Annotated in this window: 14 protein-coding genes; 9 read left to right on the top strand and 5 right to left on the bottom strand. The window is 73.1% G+C overall.

The window, feature by feature from the left end; all coding sequences use genetic code 11:
• Positions 1–971 (bottom strand): thiamine pyrophosphate-dependent enzyme (locus ACZ3TI_RS12010; RefSeq protein WP_465726040.1); only part of this gene is annotated, 971 nt, incomplete at its 3' end.
• A gap of 164 nt (positions 972–1,135) precedes the next feature.
• On the opposite strand from ACZ3TI_RS12010, the gene ACZ3TI_RS12005 reads away from it, so the two are divergent.
• Positions 1,136–1,591 (top strand): Lrp/AsnC family transcriptional regulator, encoded by a 456-nt coding sequence (locus ACZ3TI_RS12005; protein ID WP_465726038.1) that lies wholly within the window; start codon positions 1,136–1,138, stop codon positions 1,589–1,591.
• A 39-nt stretch (positions 1,592–1,630) separates the two neighbouring features.
• Here ACZ3TI_RS12005 and ACZ3TI_RS12000 read toward each other — a convergent pair whose 3' ends face one another.
• On the bottom strand, positions 1,631–2,215 hold the full coding sequence (locus ACZ3TI_RS12000; protein WP_465726036.1) for a TetR/AcrR family transcriptional regulator: 585 nt from the start codon (positions 2,213–2,215) through the stop codon (positions 1,631–1,633).
• Positions 2,216–2,344: 129 nt separating this feature from the next.
• Between ACZ3TI_RS12000 and ACZ3TI_RS11995 the strand changes: the two genes are divergently transcribed.
• The 3 genes from ACZ3TI_RS11995 (at position 2,345) to ACZ3TI_RS11985 (ending at position 7,092) form a co-directional block, all read left to right on the top strand.
• On the top strand, positions 2,345–3,607 hold the full coding sequence (locus ACZ3TI_RS11995) for a hypothetical protein (RefSeq protein ID WP_465726034.1): 1,263 nt from the start codon (positions 2,345–2,347) through the stop codon (positions 3,605–3,607).
• A 148-nt stretch (positions 3,608–3,755) separates the two neighbouring features.
• Positions 3,756–5,456 carry a phenylacetic acid degradation protein PaaN gene (gene paaN, locus ACZ3TI_RS11990; protein WP_465726032.1) on the top strand — a complete coding sequence of 567 codons (1,701 nt, stop codon included), beginning with the start codon at positions 3,756–3,758 and terminating at the stop codon, positions 5,454–5,456.
• Between the two features lie 145 nt (positions 5,457–5,601).
• Positions 5,602–7,092 carry an FAD-dependent monooxygenase gene (locus ACZ3TI_RS11985; RefSeq protein ID WP_465726030.1) on the top strand — a complete coding sequence of 497 codons (1,491 nt, stop codon included), beginning with the start codon at positions 5,602–5,604 and terminating at the stop codon, positions 7,090–7,092.
• A gap of 82 nt (positions 7,093–7,174) precedes the next feature.
• Here the strand turns inward: ACZ3TI_RS11985 and ACZ3TI_RS11980 are convergent, their stop codons facing one another.
• Positions 7,175–7,741 carry a CGNR zinc finger domain-containing protein gene (locus tag ACZ3TI_RS11980; RefSeq protein WP_465726029.1) on the bottom strand — a complete coding sequence of 189 codons (567 nt, stop codon included), beginning with the start codon at positions 7,739–7,741 and terminating at the stop codon, positions 7,175–7,177.
• A gap of 256 nt (positions 7,742–7,997) precedes the next feature.
• Between ACZ3TI_RS11980 and ACZ3TI_RS11975 the strand changes: the two genes are divergently transcribed.
• The 5 genes from ACZ3TI_RS11975 to ACZ3TI_RS11955 all read left to right on the top strand — a co-directional run bounded on the left by ACZ3TI_RS11975 (position 7,998) and on the right by ACZ3TI_RS11955 (position 13,794).
• Positions 7,998–10,154: a S53 family peptidase gene (locus ACZ3TI_RS11975; protein ID WP_465726027.1), complete on the top strand. Its 2,157-nt coding sequence runs from the start codon at positions 7,998–8,000 to the stop codon at positions 10,152–10,154.
• A 305-nt stretch (positions 10,155–10,459) separates the two neighbouring features.
• Positions 10,460–11,476, top strand: a complete 1,017-nt coding sequence (locus ACZ3TI_RS11970) for an XRE family transcriptional regulator (protein ID WP_465726025.1) — start codon at positions 10,460–10,462, stop codon at positions 11,474–11,476.
• A gap of 185 nt (positions 11,477–11,661) precedes the next feature.
• Positions 11,662–12,132 (top strand): VOC family protein, encoded by a 471-nt coding sequence (locus ACZ3TI_RS11965; RefSeq protein ID WP_465726023.1) that lies wholly within the window; start codon positions 11,662–11,664, stop codon positions 12,130–12,132.
• A gap of 26 nt (positions 12,133–12,158) precedes the next feature.
• A complete protein-coding gene (locus ACZ3TI_RS11960; RefSeq protein ID WP_465726021.1) occupies positions 12,159–13,070 on the top strand; it encodes a pyridoxamine 5'-phosphate oxidase family protein in 912 nt (303 codons plus the stop codon).
• A gap of 67 nt (positions 13,071–13,137) precedes the next feature.
• A complete protein-coding gene (locus tag ACZ3TI_RS11955) occupies positions 13,138–13,794 on the top strand; it encodes a hypothetical protein (protein ID WP_465726019.1) in 657 nt (218 codons plus the stop codon).
• Positions 13,795–13,810: 16 nt separating this feature from the next.
• Here the strand turns inward: ACZ3TI_RS11955 and ACZ3TI_RS11950 are convergent, their stop codons facing one another.
• Entirely contained in the window at positions 13,811–14,572 is a 762-nt protein-coding gene (locus ACZ3TI_RS11950) for a TrmH family RNA methyltransferase (protein WP_465726017.1), read from the bottom strand.
• 342 nt (positions 14,573–14,914) lie between these two features.
• Entirely contained in the window at positions 14,915–17,026 is a 2,112-nt protein-coding gene (locus tag ACZ3TI_RS11945; protein WP_465726015.1) for an FUSC family protein, read from the bottom strand.

The raw sequence follows: 17,026 nt of genomic DNA, 5'->3' as shown, positions 1-17,026 counted from the left end.
TCCGCCGACTCCTGCACCAGGGCGTCGTCCAGCACGCCGAGTCCGCGCAGCGCGCGCTCCATCAGCAGGATCGGGTCGTGCTCCCGCCAGGCGGCGACCTCGGACTCGGTGCGGTAGCGGGTGGCGTCGTCGGCGTTGGTGTGCGCCTCGATCCGGTAGGTCAGCGCCTCGACCAGGGTCGGGCCGCCGCCGAGGCGGGCCCGCTCGACGGCCTCGGCCAGCACCGAGTGCACGGCGGGGGCGTCGTTGCCGTCCACCAGCCGACCGGGCATGCCGTAGCCGACGGCCTTGTGCGCCAGGCTGGGCGCGGCGGACTGCGCGCTGAGCGGCACGGAGATCGCGTAGCCGTTGTTCTGCACCAGAAAGACCACCGGCGCGTTGAGCACGGCCGCGAAGTTCAGCGCCTCGTGGAAGTCGCCCTCGCTGGTGCCGCCGTCGCCGAGCATCGCCAGCGCGACGACCGGCTCGCCGCTCAGCCGGGCGGCGTGCGCCAGTCCGACGGCGTGCGGGGCCTGGGTGGCGAGCGGGGTGCAGAGCGGGGCGGTGCGGCTGGCGCGCGGGTCGTAGCCGGTGTGGGCGTTGCCGCGCAGGAGGGTCAGCGCCTCCAGCGGGTCGACGCCCCGGGAGACCACGGCGAGGGTGTCGCGGTAGCTGGGGAACAGCCAGTCCTGCTCGCCGAGCACCAGCGCGGCGGCGACCTGGCAGGCCTCCTGGCCGGTGGACGCCGGGTAGACGGCCAGGCGGCCCTGCTTGGTCAGGGTGGTGGCCTGCTGGTTGTAGCGGCGGCCGACGACCAGGCGCCGGTAGAGCTCGCGCAGCAGCGCCGGATCGTACTTCTCCAGCGCGGGGGTGCCGAGCACCCGGACGGGGGAGAGGTCCGGGAGGAGGGGTGCCGGATCGGTGCGCGGGGTGGTGGACCCGGGCGACCAACCGGGCACGCCCGTGTGGTGTCTGTGGTCGAGAACGGTCATCTCGGGGCACCTCCAGGGGTGGCGGGGGCTCCCTACCGATTGTTCGGTCGTCTGTTCATCTTGACCAGAAGCGTGACAAGGTGGTGGACATTCGGCCTGAGCGGCGGTCGACTGGTGGCAGTACGTCCAATCGGTGAGGGTGGGGGGTCATGTCGGCTGAACAGATGTCCAGACTCGATCGGGTCGACCGGTCGATCCTGCGGCTGCTGCAGCAGGACGGCCGCGCCTCGATCCGCTCGGTCGCCGAGCGGGTGCACGTGTCCCGGGCGAACGCGTACGCCCGGATCTCCAGGATGGTCGAGGACGGCGTCATCCGCGGCTTCACCGCCAGGGTGGACCACGAACGCGCAGGTCAGGCCGCGTCCGCGTACATCACCCTGAAGATCGTCCAGAACTCCTGGCGCACGGTCCGCGAGCAGCTGCTGGAGCTGCCCGGGGTGGCGCACATCGCGCTGGTCGGCGGGGACTTCGACGTCCTGCTGCTGGTGCACACCGCCGACAACCGGGTGCTGCGGGAGCTCGTGCTCAACCGCATCCAGTCCATCCCCCAGGTGCTCGGAACCCGCACCATGCTGGTCTTCGAAGAAACCGACCAGGTCCCGCCCGACCCGCCTGCTTGATTCAGCGCCCGGGGTCCGGGCAGGGGGGCAGACCGGGGGCTACCGCGCCCGCAGCCCGTCGAAGGCCAGGTGGACCACCGCGTCCGCGACGCCGTCCGCGGCCTTGAGCCCCGGCCGGTACCACTCCACGATCGAGTTGATCATCCCGAACAGCAGCCGGGTGGCCAGCCGCGGCTCCACGTCCGCACGCAGTGCGCCGTCCGCGACCGCCGCCCGCAGCAGCTCGGCGACCTGGTGGTCGAAGTCCCGGCGCCGCTCCAGCGCCCACAGCTCGGTGGCCGTGTTGCCGCGCACCCGCAGCAGCAGCGTCACGTACGGCAGCTCCGCCAGCAGCACCTCCGCGGTGCGCCGCACCACGTGCTCCAGCCGCTCCACCGCCGGACCCTCGACCGCGGCCGGCTCGGCGAGGATCGCGAACAGACCGTCCAGCGCCCGCCCGACCGCCAGCCGCAGCAGCTCCTCCTTGCCGCGGACGTGGTGGTAGATCGAGGACTTGGAGATCCCGGCCGCCCGGGACAGGTCCTCCATCGAGGTGCCGTCGTAACCGCGCTCGTTGAAGACGTCGACGGTCACCGCGAGCAGTGACTCCACGGTGTAGGCGGTGCGCGTGGTGTGATCGGCCATCCTCCGAGTATCCCCGGCCGCCCCGCGCGGTACGCGATCGGGTCCTGCTGGTCCACACCAGGCGAAAGACGGAGGCCCTAGAATCTGCGGACGATCCGTCCACGTCCACCAGGCAAGGGTCCACGGCTGATGAACGCAATACCGGCAGTCGCCTCCGACGCGCCCGAGCAGCGCAGCGGGGAGCCGGAGGGCTCGCGCGCCTGGCGGGAGCGCGCCCGGGCACTGGCGGTCAGGTTCGGCCCGGCGGTCTGGTGCTACGCGGTGCTCAAGCTGGTCGGCTTCACCGTGTTCATGAAGCTGCTCTCCTTCGCCGGCGACTACGCCAAGAAGCCGCCCCGGTTCGGCGGCGGCGCGCAGCCCTGGGACGTGCTGGCCAGCTGGGACGGCTGGTGGTACCAGCAGGTCGCGCAGTTCGGCTACCACCCGGCGCTGGTCTCGATCCCCGGGCCGGAGGGAGCGAACATCGAGCAGAACTCGGCGGCGTTCTTCCCGCTCTACCCGGGCCTGATGCGGCTGACCTCGGAGGTCACCCCGCTCGGCACGTACGGCGCCGGGATGCTGGTGTCGGTGGTGGCCTCGCTGTTCGCCGCCGCCGGGATCTACGCCGTGGTGGAGAAGCTGTCCGGGGACGTCCGGGCGGGCGTGATCGCGGCCGGGATCTGGGCGATCGCCCCGGGCTCGGGCGCCGAGTGGGCGGTCTACTCGGACTCCACCTTCGTCGCGCTGGCCGCCTGGGCCTGCTACTGCGTGATGACCAAGCAGTGGGTCGCGGCCGGGGTGATCACCCTGGTCGCCGGGCTCAACCGGCCGACCGCGGCGGCGCTGATCGGCGCGGTCGGACTGGCGGCGCTGGTCGAGCTCTACCGGCGGGAGAGCGGCGTGCTGCGCCCGCTGGCCGCGATCCTGCTGGCCCCGATCGGCCTGCTCGGCTACGTCGGCTGGGTGGGCTGGAAGACGGGCGAGTGGGGCGGCTACTTCCGGCTGCAGCACGACGCCTGGCTGCACTACTTCGACTGGGGCCAGGGCACCTGGCACGCGATACGCGGCGTCCTGCTGGGCCGCGGCGACTACCCCTTCGCGTTCCCGGTGCCGGACCTGCTGGCCACCCTGATCGTGCTCGGCCTGCCGGTGCTGATCACGCTGATGATCCGGCTGCGCCCGCCGCTGGTGCTGACCGCCTACACCCTGGCCACGATGGTCTCGGTGCTCGGCAGCCTCGGCATCTTCGGCAACACCTCGCGCTATCTGCTGCCGGCGTTCCCGCTGCTCATCGCGCCGGCGATCGGGTTGCGCAAGCTGAGCTGGCCGGTGCTGGCCGCCGTGCTGGGCACCGGCGCGGTCGCGTCCGGCTGGTACGGCGGGTACGTGCTCTTCGAGCTGGGCGTGCCGTAGAGCCCGCGCAGCAGAAACCCGGAGGGCGCGTCCGTCACGGACGCGCCCTCCGTCCGTTCCGGCGGATTCCCACCCCGCACCCCTTGAGCCGACCGATCGTTCGGTTACTCTGTGACGTGTCCCGTCCTCCCCTCTGAGGAGCGCACAGATGTCCGCAGCGGTCACCCACCCCCTCGTCAGCGAGCTGGTCGAGCGCCACCAGGCCACCCTGGACGCCGCGCTCGAAGCCGCCGCCAAGCGCGACTACTGGTCGCCCTACCCCGAGTTCCCGAAGGCGTACGGCGAGAGCGGCCCGGCGGACGGCAAGGCCGCCTTCGACGCCCTGCTCGGCAAGCCCTTCACGCTGCCGGGCCACCCCACCGACGGCGACCAGGTCGGCGGCGAGGCCTCCCCGTACGGCGTCGAGCTGGGCATCACCTACCCGCACGCCGGCCCGGACGCGCTGATCGCCGCGCTCACCGCCGCCCGTCCCGGCTGGGCCGCCGCCTCCCCGCTGGAGCGCGCCGCCGTCTGCCTGGAGATCCTGCACCGGATCAACGCCCGCTCCCACGAGTTCGCCCAGGCCGTCATGCACACCACCGGCCAGGCCTACGGCATGGCCTTCCAGGCCGGCGGCCCGCACGCCCAGGACCGCGGCCTGGAGGCCGTCGCCTACGCGTACGCCGAGCAGACCCGGCTGCCCCGGCAGGCCGGCTGGACCAAGCCGCAGGGCAAGCGCGAGCCCCTGGTGATGACCAAGGAGTTCACCGTCGTCCCGCGCGGCCTCGCGCTGCTGATCGGCTGCAACACCTTCCCCACCTGGAACGGCTACCCCGGCCTGTTCGCCTCGCTGGCCACCGGCAACCCGGTGCTGGTCAAGCCGCACCCGCGGGCCGTGCTGCCGCTCGCGCTGACCGTCGCCATCACCCGCGAGGTGCTCGCCGAGGCCGGCTTCGACGCCAACCTGGTCTGCCTGGCCGCCGAGCACGAGGGCGGCACCGTCGCCGCGACCCTCGCGGTCCGCCCCGAGATCAAGATGATCGACTACACCGGCTCCACCTCCTTCGGCGACTGGCTGGAGGAGAACGCCAAGCAGGCCCAGGTGTACACCGAGAAGGCCGGAGTCAACGCGGTCGTCATCGACTCCACCGACGACTACAAGGGCATGCTGGGCAACCTGGCCTTCGCGCTCTCGCTCTACAGCGGCCAGATGTGCACCACCCCGCAGAACGTCCTCATCCCGCGCGGCGGCATCACCACCGACCAGGGCGACAAGTCCTACGACGAGGTCGTCGCCGACCTCGCCCGCTCGATCGAGGGCCTGCTCTCCGACGACGCCCGCGCCGCCGCCATCCTCGGCGCGGTGGTCAACCCGGGCGTGCTGCAGCGCTCGGCCGCCGCGGCCGGCGGCGAGTACGGCGAGCTCGCCCTCGCCCCGCGCGCGGTGACCTCGCCGGAGTTCCCCGGCGCGACTGTCCGCACCCCCGCCCTGATCAAGCTGGACGCCGACAAGCCGGACGACCGCGCGGTCTTCCGCAGCGAGTGCTTCGGCCCGGTCTCCTTCGCCGTCGCCGTCGAATCCGCCGCCGCCGGCATCGAGTTGCTGCGCACCACGGTCCGCGAGAAGGGCGCCATGACGGCCTCCGGCTACACCACCTCGCCCGAGGTGGAGGCGCTGCTCGTCGAGGCCGCGCTGGACGCCGGCGTCTCGCTCTCGCTCAACCTGACCGGAGGCGTCTACCCCAACCAGACCGCCGCCTTCTCCGACCTGCACGGCACCGGCGCCAACCCGGCCGCCAACTCGGCCTACTGCGACGGCGCGTTCGTCGCCAACCGGTTCCGCACGGTGGAGATCCGCCGGCACGGCTGAGCACCCCACCGGCACCTCCCGGGCCCCGGCGGTCACCCACCGCCGGGGCCCGGCGGTTCGCGGCCCGCGCCCGCCGGGGATGATGGAGGCTGGGAGAACGCCGGGAACGGCGTCCAACCGCCCTCCGAACAACGGGAGCTGATACATGGCCGTGAAGCCGACGACCGAAACCGACGTCCTGATCGTCGGCGCCGGACCGACCGGACTGCTGCTGGCCGGCGACCTCGCCGCCGCCGGCGTCGGCGTCACCGTGCTGGAGAAGCGGGCCGCCGAGTCCAACCTCACCCGGGCCTTTGCCGTGCACGCCCGCAGCCTGGAGCTGCTGGACGCCCGCGGCCTCGCCGAGGACCTCATCGCCACCGGCCGCCCGCTCGGCGCGCTGAAGCTGTTCGACCGTTTCAAGATCGACCTCGGCTCGCTGCAGACCCGCTTCCCGTTCGTCCTGATCACCCCGCAGTACAACGTCGAACGGCTGCTGCTGGAGCGCGCGGAGAAGGCCGGCGCGACCCTGCTGCGCGGCGCCGAGGTCACCGGCCTGCGCCAGGACGCCGAGGGCGTGACGCTGGAGACCGCGGACGGTCACACCCACCGCGCCGCCTACGCGGTCGGCACCGACGGCGTCCACTCCTCCGTCCGCGACCTGCTCGGCATCCCGTTCCCCGGCGAGTCGGTGGTCGACTCCGTGGTGCTGGCCGACGTCCGGCTGGAGCGCGAGCCCGCCGAGGCGATCACCGTCGGCGCCAACGACACCGGCTTCGCCTTCATCGCCCCGTTCGGCGACGGCTGGTTCCGGATGATCGCCTGGGACCGCAACGAGCGCTTCCAGGACGGCACCACACCCACGCCCGAACAGCTCACCGCCCTCGCCCGGTCCATCCTCGGCGAGGACTTCGGGCTGCACGACGTGCGCTGGAGCTCGACCTTCCACAGCGACGAGCGTCAGGCCCCCAACTACCGCTCCGGGCGGGTCTTCCTGGCCGGCGACGCCGCCCACTGCCACTCCCCGGCCGGCGGCCAGGGCATGAACACCGGCCTGCAGGACGCCGCCAACCTCTCCTGGAAGCTCGCCGCCGCCCTCCGCGGCCGGGCCACCGACGCCCTGCTGGACACCTACCAGACCGAGCGGCACCCGGTCGGGAAGATGGTCCTGCGCACCTCCGGCACCCTGATCCGGCTCGCCCTCGCCGAGTCCGCCCCCACCCGCGCGCTGCGCGGGGCGCTCACCGCGCTGGGCAGCCACCTCGACCTGGTCACCGAGCGCGGCGCCCGGCTGGTCTCCGGCATCGGCATCTCCTACCCCGCCCCCAAGGACGCCCACCCGCAGGTCGGCAAGCGCGTCCCGGACCTGCGGCTGACCGCCCTCAGCAAGCCCGTCGAGGGCGCCCCCGCCGCCCCCGAGCGGCTCTACGAGGCGCTGCGCGCCGGAACGTTCGTCCTCGTCAGCAACGACGAGCTGGCCGCCGCCGAGCCCTGGACCGACCGCATGGTCTCGGCCGCCCCCGCCGACCCGCACGGCAAGCTGCGCGACACCGTCCTGCTGATCCGCCCGGACGGCTACGTCGCCTGGGCCGCCGTCGACCCCGGCCAGCACGAGCTCCGCACCGCCCTCACCACCTGGCTCGGCGACCCGGCCTGACCCCCGGTCCGGGCGGGCCCGCGCGCCCGCCCGGACCGCTCCGTTCGAACGCGGTTCTCCCGACCAGTCATTCGGTCGTCCGTTAACCCCGCGCCTTCTCGTAGTGCCGCGCCGCCTTCGCCCGATTCCCGCACACCGCCATCCGGCACCACCGCCGGCGCCCGTTCTGCGAGGTGTCGAAGAAATACAGGATGCACGCCTCGTGTGCGCACTGCTTGACCCGCTGCGCGCCCTGTCCGAGCAGCGTGAGGAAGTCGTCCGCGACCAGCCAGGGCGCCAGCCACTCCGGCCGGTCGGCCTCGACCAGGTCCTCGGCACCGCCCGGCCCGGCCGTCCGCCGGATCCGCCCGTGCGCCAGCACCGCGTCCAGGCCGTTCCGCGCCGCTGTGCTCAACTCGCCCTGTTCCAGGGCGTCTTGGGAGGCCAGCTGGATCGCCTCGCGGGCCTGCCGGATGGCCGCCAGCCCCGCATCGTCGGCCTCGCAGCGCCCGCCGAGCCCGGCTGAGGAGAGCCAGATCCCGTAGCCATCGACCCCGGCGAGCAGGTCGTTGACGGGCGTTCCGGCCCAGCGGGTGTTGAGCAGGTCGAGCGCGAGCGGCTCGCCGATCAGCGGTCGCGGGTCCCTCGGGTCTGCCTTCACGTCGGTCATCCTTCTCCCTCGGCTCGACCCGATTCTACGTCCGCGGCCCACCACGGTAATTGGTATGGACCGGCCCGGGAATTCGGGGCATTCACTGTATGGAATCACCGAGTTTCCAGCCCTCCACACTTGACTGTTTTTTAGCAACGAATTGCTTGACCATGAGCCAAATCGCACACCGGTTCTGTCATGTTCGAGCCAGCGTTCTCGACCCCGGAACGCCTGGCCCCTTGCCGGCCCCCACAGCCGGCCAGAGGAGGATCCGTTGCGCCCCCGCTCCCTTGCTCTCGCTGCGGCGATAGCCGTGCTGCCGCTGACCGCCGTCTCGCTCGGCGTCGCCACCGCACAGGCCGCCACCCCCAACGCCGCCCCGCGCGTCGCACTGCCGAACACCGTCAACCCGGCCGTGGCCCACTCGGAGAAGAAGGGGGACGTCCCGGCCGAGCAGCAGATCTCGGTGGCCGTCAGCCTGAAGCTGCGTGACACCGACGCCCTGGACCGCTTCCTCACCGCGGTCACCACGCCCGGCGCCCCCGAGTACGGCAAGTACCTGACGCCGGAGCAGTTCACCGCGCGGTTCGGCCCGACCCAGGCGTCCGTCGACCAGGTCAAGGCCTACCTGGCCCAGCAGGGCCTGACCGTCACCGACGTGAGCGCCAACCGCCAGGTCGTCAACGCCCACGGCACCGCCGCGCAGGTCTCGCAGGCCTTCGGCACGCACGAGAGCGCGTACGTCGACCCGCAGCTGCAGCGCGCCTTCTTCGCGAACGACGCCGCCGCCTCGATCCCGGCCGACCTGGCCGCCGTGGTCCAGGGCGTCAGCGGCCTGGACAACCACGCGGTGCGCAAGAACCGCCTGGCCAAGCCCAACGCGATCACCCCGAACGCCGCCACCGCGACCCCGAGCGGCATGTCCCCGGCGCAGTACACCGGCGCGTACAACCTGAACAAGACCGGCGCCGACGGCACCGGCGTGACGGTCGCGCTCTGGGAGTTCGACGGCTACAGCAAGACCAACCTGACCACCTACGACTCGCAGTTCGGCCTGACCGGCCCGGCCGTCTCCACGGTCTCGGTCGACGGTGCCAACTACGACGCCAAGCCCGGCCAGGGCCAGGGCGAGGTCGAGCTGGACAGCGAGATCGTCCGCGGCGCGGCGCCCAAGGCCACCCAGCTGGTCTACGAGGCCCCGAACAGCGACCAGGGCGAGATCGACATGGCCAACAAGATCGTGGCCGACAACCGCGCCTCGGTCATCTCGATCTCCTGGGGCTCCTGCGAGCCGGACACCACCGCCTCCTCGATGACGGCCGTGGACAACGCCTTCAAGCAGGCCGCCGCCCAGGGCATCTCGATCTTCTCCGCCTCCGGCGACGACGGCTCGCGCGACTGCACCCGCTCCACCAGCGGCTCGACCGTCAAGGCCGTCGACTTCCCGGCCTCCAGCCCGCACCAGACCGGTGTCGGCGGCACCAACCTCAAGGTGACCAGCAGCAACACCTACTCCTCGGAGAGCGCCTGGAGCACCGCCGGCGGCGGCGTCTCCACCGTGTTCGCCAAGCCGAGCTGGCAGACCGGCACCGGCATCAGCGGCACCATGCGGACCGTCCCGGACGTCGCCTCCAACGCCGACCCGGCCAGCGGCTTCTCGATCTACACGGCGGGCGGCTGGCAGGTCTACGGCGGCACCAGCGCCGCCGCGCCGCTCTGGTCCGGCTACGCGGCCCAGTTCAACCAGAAGGCCAAGGCCGCCGGGCAGCCGGTCCTCGGCGAGGCGAGCCCGCGGCTGTACACGCTCGCGAACAGCAGCAGCTACGGCAGCGTCTTCCACGACGTGACCACCGGCGCCAACCAGGACTTCTCCACCAAGGCCGGCTACGACCAGGTCACCGGCTGGGGCTCCCCGGTCGCCGACGCCCTGACCACCGCCCTGCTCGGCGGCGGCACCACCCCGCCGTCCGGCGGCTGCACCGCCGCCCAGCTGGTCGGCAACGGCGGCTTCGAGACCGGCACCGCCGCCCCGTGGACCACCTCCAGCGGCGTCGTCGACAACAGCTCCTCCCAGGCCGCCCACTCGGGCAGCTGGAAGGCCTGGATGAACGGCTACGGCTCGGCCCACACCGACACCGTGTCGCAGACCGTCTCGATCCCGGCCGGCTGCACCTCCGCGAAGCTGACCTTCTGGCTGCACATCGACACCGCGGAGACCGGCTCCACCGCGTACGACAAGCTGACCGTCCAGGCCAACAGCACCACGCTGGCGACCTACTCCAACGCGAACGCCGCCTCCGGCTACGTGCAGCGCACCCTGGACCTGACCTCCTTCGCCGGCCAGACCGTGACCATCAAGTTCACCGGCACCGAGGACGCGTCCCTGCAGACCAGCTTCGTGATCGACGACGTCGCGCTGAACGTCAACTGATCACCGACCGGTGATGCCCGCTGACCCCGGGTAGCACCCGGAACCCCCGCCGGGGCGGCGCCGAGAGGGCCCGCCCCGGCGGTGTCGCGTCCCGGATCCGCTCGCCCCGGTAAGGCCCGTGTTTCCGGACTGTTTCAAGATCGCTAACCATCCGGTCGACCTGCCGTGACCACTGTCATACGCACGACTGATGACGTAGCCTCTCGACCGTGCATAGGGTTCCCCAAAGCTCGGTGAAGCCGCTGACGGCGCGCCCCGGCGCCGGCCCGGTGCCATCGAACTCACCTGGTGGGGAGGGTCACCGCATGGCCGCACAGCAGCCTCAGGACGCCGCGCGGCTGCGGCTGGTCGGGTCGCACACGGAGCGCCCCGGACCACCCGCGCCCGCGCCTGCTCCCACGCCCGCGCCGCCCCCCGGCCGGCTCGCCCCGGTCGGCGGCTTCGCGGACACCCTGCACCTGGCCATCGAGGCCAGCGGCCTCAGCCTGGACCGGATCCGCGCGGCACTCGCCCAGCGCGGCGTCAGGGTCAGTGTCACGACGCTGAGTTACTGGCGGCGCGGGCGCAGCCAGCCCGAGCGCGCCAGCTCGCTGCGCGCCGTCCACCTGCTGGAGGAACTGCTCGGCCTGCCGCACAGCGCGCTCTCCTCCCTGCTCGGCCCGCCCCGCCCGCGCGGCCGCTGGGCCGCCACCGCCAACACCCTGCACCTCGGGCTGGAGGACGTCTGGCCGGGCGAGCAGGAGATCGCCTCGATCTTCGCCGAGCTGGACGCCCCGCCGGCCGGCGAGCTGGAGCGTCTGAGCATCCACGACTCGTACTACGTGGACGCCGAGCGCCGCGGCAACCTGCTCCGGATGCGCCAGGTGGTGCGCGCCACCGTCGGCGGCGTCGGCCGCTGCCTCGTCGTGCACAAGGCCGACGAGGAGGCCACCGGCTGCCCCGAGATCACCGCCGTGCGGCACGGCCGGCTGGGCCGGGTCCGCCGCCGCCCGGACGACGGGCTGACCGTCGCCGAGCTGATGCTGGACCGCCCGCTCGGCCTCGGCGACAGCACCGTCTTCGAGTACGAGGTGGAGATCCCGCCCGGCGGCCCGACGCTCGAGTACAGCCGCCGCTTCGCCACCCCGGTGCGCGAGTACGTACTGCAGGTGCACTTCGACCCGGCAGCCGTCCCGGCGCACTGCGAGCGCTACGACCGCGAGCCGGGCGCCGACGTCGACCACCGCCGCGAGCAGCTGTGGATCGGCGCCTCGGCGAGCGCCCACGTCCTGGCCCCGGACCAGCAGCCGGGCCACATCGGCATCCGCTGGGAATGGGCGTAAAACCCCGCCCCCCCCACACCCGTACAGAGCCCCGTCGGACCCGATCCGACGGGGCTCTTCGCATGCCCGGCCCTAACCCTCTCAACTCGATACGCCGGTTGACGACGCATCACATAACCCCTACTCTCATGAGCACCGGTTAGGCAGCAGCCTCGCCGGAAGCCCCAGCCTCCGGGAGTCCAGGCATGTCCAGCACCACCCTGCTCCGCACCCTGCAGACCGGCCACGTCGGCCTGAACGTCACCGACCTGGCCCGCTCGATCGACTTCTACCGCGCGGTCTTCGGCCTCGAAGTCACCCACGAGGGCACCGACCCCGAGCGCCGCTTCGCGCTGCTCGGCCGCGACGGCCGCCTGGTGGTGACCCTCTGGCAGCAGAGCACCGGCGCCTTCGCCACCACGAACCCCGGCCTGCACCACCTCTCCTTCGAGGTCGAGAGCCTCGACGAGGTCCGCGCCACCGAGGAGCTGCTGCGCGAGCTCGGCGCCGAGTTCGCCTACGACGGCGTCGTCCCGCACCGCGAGGGCTCGGCCTCCGGCGGCATCTTCTTCACCGACCCGGACGGCATCCGGCTGGAGATCTACACCCGCACCGGCGTCGACGAGACCGAGGCCGCCGCCCCCACCACCGGCGCCCCGACCTGCGGCTTCTTCTAAAACACCGCCCCCGAAGGAAGCCGACCATGACCACCACCAGCACGCCGTACCACCCCGGCGAGCGGGCCGCCCAGGCCCGGGCCGGCCGGACCGAACGGGCCGACCACGCCGGCCGGTCGATCCGCAGCACCATCCCGGCGGTCGCCGCCCGCTTCCTGACCGAGCGGCGGATGCTGGTCGTCGGCGCCGCCGACCCGGACGGCCGGGTCTGGGCCACCCAGCTGTCCGGCCCGGCGGGCTTCCTGCAGGCACCGGACGAGCGGACGATGTCGGTCGCCACCCGTCCGACCGGCGCCGACCCGCTGGCCGAGGCACTCGCCCGCCCCGCCCGGGTCGGCACCATCGCCCTGGACCCGGCCGGCCGGCGCCGGATGCGGCTCAACGGCGCCTCCGTCCCGGACGGCCGGGGCGGTGTTCTGGTCAGCGCCGACGAGGTGGTCTCCAACTGCCCGAAGTACATCCAGCGCCGCACCCCGACGGACCGTCCGGCCGCCGGCCCGCCCCGCGCGGTCGCTTCGGGCTCCCGGCTGACCACCGCCCAGCGCCTGGCCGCCGCCACCGCCGACACCTTCTTCATCGCCACCACCGGACCGGACGGCAGCGTGGACGCCTCCCACCGCGGCGGCTTCCCCGGTTTCCTTCAGGCGGTGGCACCGGACCGGCTGCGCTGGCCGGAGTACCCGGGCAACAGCATGTTCCTGACCCTCGGCAACCTGGAGCTGGACCCGCGGGCCGGCCTGCTGCTGCCCGACTGGGAGACCGGCGGGGCGCTGCTGGTCACCGGCGAGGCCCGCACCGACTGGTCCGAGGAGGCCCGGCAGGCCGTCCCCGGCGCCGAGCGGATGGTCGAACTGACCGTCACCGGCGTGGTCGAACTCGCCGATGCCACCCCGCTGACCTGGACCGCCCCCGAGTACTCGCCCGCCATCCCACACTGACCGCGCCTCAGGTTCGTACCGGCACTACCCGCTACCGGCCCTCCGTGCCACGCCCGGGAGCCGAACGGTGGTCACCCGCACGGCGCAACCCGCCGCGCCACACTCCGCCCCCAGCCCGGGCAACAGCACCGCCCAGCCGCAGACACCCCAGGGCGAGGTCAGCGGCCTCCACGGCCAGGAATCCGCCGGCGTCCGCGCCTACGCCACCCGACCGGCCACCCGCGCACAGATCATCCAGCGCGCACAGAGCTGGGTCGACCAGGGCGTGCCGTACAGCATGGGCCGCTACTGGTCCGACGGCTACCGCCAGGACTGCTCCGGCTTCGTCTCGATGGCCTGGGGCCTCGGCAGCAGCCAGACCACCTGGACCCTGCCGGACTTCGCCGAGCGGATCGGCAAGAACGACCTCCAGCCCGGTGACGTCCTCATCGACAACAACCCGGCCAACCCGCAGGCCGGCTCACACGCGACGATCTTCGGCGGCTGGACCGACTCCACCCGCACCAAGTACGTCGCCTACGAGCAGACGTCCCGCGCCTACGTCCCGTACCGCTACACCGGCCTGTCCGGCACCAGCAACGACAGCGGCAGTTCCACCGCCTTCCCCGGCGCCGACAACCCGTACGTCACCCAGCTCGGCCGACTCCTGGTGCAACGCGGCGGCGCCCGCTTCTACACCGACGTCCCCGGCCGTCCGGACACCTGGCGCCGTCTCTTCTCCTGACGCCGGGCGCGGTGCCTCACCGTTCCCCGGACTTCCCCGACTTCCAGTGGAACAGCCCCATCGCCACACTGGTCGCCAGATTGAAGCTGGACACCCCCGGCTGCATCGGCACCGCGACCAACCGGTCAGCCCGCGCCTTCAGCTCCGCCGAAACCCCGTGCCGCTCGGTGCCGAAGGCGAGCAGCGCATCGTCCGGAAACGGCAGGTCCCGGATGTCCACACCCTCCGGGTCCAGCACGTACAACGGCCCCGCGGGCAGCTCCGACAGCGCCAACCGCTCCACCGCGGTGGCGAAGTGCAGCCCCGCACTGCCCCGCAGCACGTTGGGATGCCACGGATCCAGATCCCCGGTGGTCACCACCCCGGCGGCACCGAACCCCGCCGCCAACCGGATCACCGCCCCGACGTTCCCCAGATTCCGCGGATTCTCCAACACCACCACCGGCGCCCGCCGCGGCCGCGCCCCCAACGCCGCCAGATTCGCTCCGGCCGAGGGTCGCACCGCCAGCGCGATCACCCCGGTCGGATGCAGCCGGGGCACCAGCGTCCGCAACACCGCCTCCGGCAACTCCACCGCAAGCCCCTCCAACGCCGGCACCACATCCCCCGCCAACTCGGCACCCAACGCCAGCAACGCCCCCCGGTCCGCCGTCAGCACCGACCGAACGTCCCCCCCGAAGCGCAGCGCGTGCTTCAACGCATGGAACCCGTCCAACAGCACCGCCCCCTGCTCCCGCTCAGCCGCCCGCCACGCCCGCACCAGCTCCTCGTCACCCATACCGCCACTCTGCCACCCCCACCGAAACACCCACCCCACCCGCACCACCCCACCCACCCGCACCACACCACCCCCTCCCCACCCTCCCCTCCCTTCCCCCTCCCCCTCCCCCCTCTGGCGAGAGGGACGTGCTGCGGGAGGGGGCGGCGCAGGGGGTGGTCCGGAGAGGGGCGTTGCGGGTGATTTTCAGACTGCCAACGGTCCAAACACCCCACCCACAGCACCGGCAGTCGGAAAATCATCCAGCCCCTCGGAGCGACCACCCCCGGAGCCGCCCCCGGCACCCCCCACCCTCCCGAAAGCCCCCACGCCCCCAGCACCACCCCACCCTCCCGAGAGCCCTCACCCCGAAGAACTCCCCCGCAGAGCCCGCTCCACCTCCCGCAAGGCCCTCCCCACCAACCGAACCCCCGCCCCCACCACATCCCGCTGCACCCCCGGCTCCGCCCCCGCCAACCGCTCCTCCAACCGCGCCTGCGCCTCCCGCACCGCCCCGAACTCCACCGGCCGCCCCGTCAGCAACGCCCCCGCCGCAAGCGCCGTCGCCAGCCGCAACTCCTCCGCGTACTCCCCCGCCCCCACCACCGGTTCGGCATCCGCCGCCGGCAGATGCGCCTCCAGCAGCACCGCCGCCCGTCCCAGGGCCCCGACCGCCGCCCGGGCCCGGTCGATCTGGCGCCGGCTCACCCCGGCCAGCCCGGACTCGTGGCGTCCCGGTTCGGCGTCGGCCCGCTCCATCGCCTGGATCAGCTCGGACCGCGCCTCCCGCGAGTCCAGCAGCGCGCCCCGCACGACCCGTCCGCGCGGCGCCGTCGGCTGCTCGTAGCAGGCGATCACCGCCCCCGCGTACCGCCCGGCCGCCGCCAGCCATTCGGCGAGCCGTTCCCCGAGCCGGGCGGTCTGCCAGGTGGGGAACAGCGCGTACGTGACGAGCGCGAGCGATCCGCCGAGCAGCGTGAGCCCGACCCGTTCGAAGGCCGTGTCCAGCGGGTTCCCCTCCTGCAGCCCGAGCAGGAAGACCACGTACGAGGAGATCCCGACGGTGGTCAGCGCGTAGCCGGTCCGGAACGCGAGGTACGCCCCGCCGATGCACACCACCGCCAGCGCCGCCAGCACCCACTCCCCGGGGTGCACGACCTGCACCACCAGGGTCGAGACCGCGACCCCGACGACCGTCCCGGCCAGCCGCGCGACGCCCCGGCTGTAGGTCTGCGCGAAGTCCGGCCGCATCACCATCGCGGCGGTCATCGGCGCCCAGTACCCGTGGTGGAACCCGACGAGCCGGGCCAGCAGGTAGGAGACGGTGACGACGGCGGCGAGCCGCACGGCGTGCTGGAAGATCGCCGAACGGGGCCGCAACTGCCGCCGTACGATCCGCACCGCGACGGGCAGCATCCGCCCGATCGACGGTTTGTGCAGCGCCCCGCCCGCCCCGATCACCGGTGTGGTGATGGTGTCCTCGTCGCTGCGGTCCAGCGCGTCCGAGGCCTTGCGCAGCAGCCCGCCCAGCCGCCGCGCGGAGCGCCGGGCGGCGCCCTGCAGTCTGGGGCCGTCGTCGTCCGGCCGGACCAGCGTGAGCGAGGGCGCGGACCGGGGGAGCCGGACGGGGTCGCCGGTGCGGATCGCCCGGGCGAGGGCGTCCATGACTTCCGCGGCGGCGGCCAGCACCTCCCGGGCCCGGTCCCGTTCGGGGCCTTCCTCGGGGGCGCCGACCTTGGGGTCGGCGAGCGCGGCGAGGGTGGGCCGGATCCGTTCGGCGATGCCGCGCAGGCCGCGCAGTTCGGGTGGCCGGTGGCGGTCCTGCCAGGGGGTGAGGGCGGCGGCGTGCCGGGCGGTCATGAACGGCGCCGGGTCCACGTGCGCGGTCGGGTCCTGCCGCAACCGGCGTGCGTAGTCGGCGAGTTCTGCGTAGGTGTCGGCGAGCGCGTCCCGCTGGGCGGTCCAACTGCCGATCGGCCAGAGGGTGATGACGGCGGCCTGGACGACTCCGCCGAGGGCTGCGACCAGTCCGTGGCCGAGCGCGGCGGCGGTGCTGACCGGCAGCTGGACGACGATCAGCATCACCGAGACCGTGTTGGTCGCGACGACTCCGGCGGTGGGCCCGATCGACCAGGCGAGCCCGGCGCCGAAGGCCCACACCGCGAGCAGCACCGGGAACAGCCCGTACACCCCGACGGCCAGGTAGCCGAGGAAGGTGCTGACCCCGAGTCCGGCGCCGGCCGCGACGGCGAGGCTGGCCCGGGGGCGGAAGCTGCGCTGGAAGGTCGCCGAGCCGGCGATGAACGCCCCCATCGCGGCGGAGGTGGCGAGCGCGACCCCGCCGAGCGCGAGCGTCGGGAAGAGCACCAGCGCGACGGCGAGGGCCCCGCGCACGGCCCGTTTGGGGTCGGTGAGCGCCCGGTCGAGGGTGAGTCCGGTCCGCGCGGTGTCACGAAGTGCGGCGAACCAGGACAT

This window comes from Kitasatospora sp. NPDC023120, assembly GCF_055560835.1.
Note: the sequence above shows the minus strand (reverse complement) of the source record. Positions and strands in the feature narration are given on the sequence as shown.

What these genes read in the sequence shown, in the direction of transcription:
- paaN (WP_465726032.1), top strand. Translation starts at nt 3,756, where the DNA reads ATGTCCGCAGCGGTCACCCACCCCCTCGTCAGCGAGCTGGTCGAGCGC.
- ACZ3TI_RS11965 (WP_465726023.1), top strand. Translation starts at nt 11,662, where the DNA reads ATGTCCAGCACCACCCTGCTCCGCACCCTGCAGACCGGCCACGTCGGC.
- ACZ3TI_RS11945 (WP_465726015.1), bottom strand. Translation starts at nt 17,026, where the DNA reads ATGTCCTGGTTCGCCGCACTTCGTGACACCGCGCGGACCGGACTCACC.
- ACZ3TI_RS11995 (WP_465726034.1), top strand. Translation starts at nt 2,345, where the DNA reads ATGAACGCAATACCGGCAGTCGCCTCCGACGCGCCCGAGCAGCGCAGC.
- ACZ3TI_RS12000 (WP_465726036.1), bottom strand. Translation starts at nt 2,215, where the DNA reads ATGGCCGATCACACCACGCGCACCGCCTACACCGTGGAGTCACTGCTC.
- ACZ3TI_RS11960 (WP_465726021.1), top strand. Translation starts at nt 12,159, where the DNA reads ATGACCACCACCAGCACGCCGTACCACCCCGGCGAGCGGGCCGCCCAG.
- ACZ3TI_RS12005 (WP_465726038.1), top strand. Translation starts at nt 1,136, where the DNA reads ATGTCCAGACTCGATCGGGTCGACCGGTCGATCCTGCGGCTGCTGCAG.
- ACZ3TI_RS11970 (WP_465726025.1), top strand. Translation starts at nt 10,460, where the DNA reads ATGGCCGCACAGCAGCCTCAGGACGCCGCGCGGCTGCGGCTGGTCGGG.
- ACZ3TI_RS11980 (WP_465726029.1), bottom strand. Translation starts at nt 7,741, where the DNA reads ATGACCGACGTGAAGGCAGACCCGAGGGACCCGCGACCGCTGATCGGC.
- ACZ3TI_RS11950 (WP_465726017.1), bottom strand. Translation starts at nt 14,572, where the DNA reads ATGGGTGACGAGGAGCTGGTGCGGGCGTGGCGGGCGGCTGAGCGGGAG.
- ACZ3TI_RS11985 (WP_465726030.1), top strand. Translation starts at nt 5,602, where the DNA reads ATGGCCGTGAAGCCGACGACCGAAACCGACGTCCTGATCGTCGGCGCC.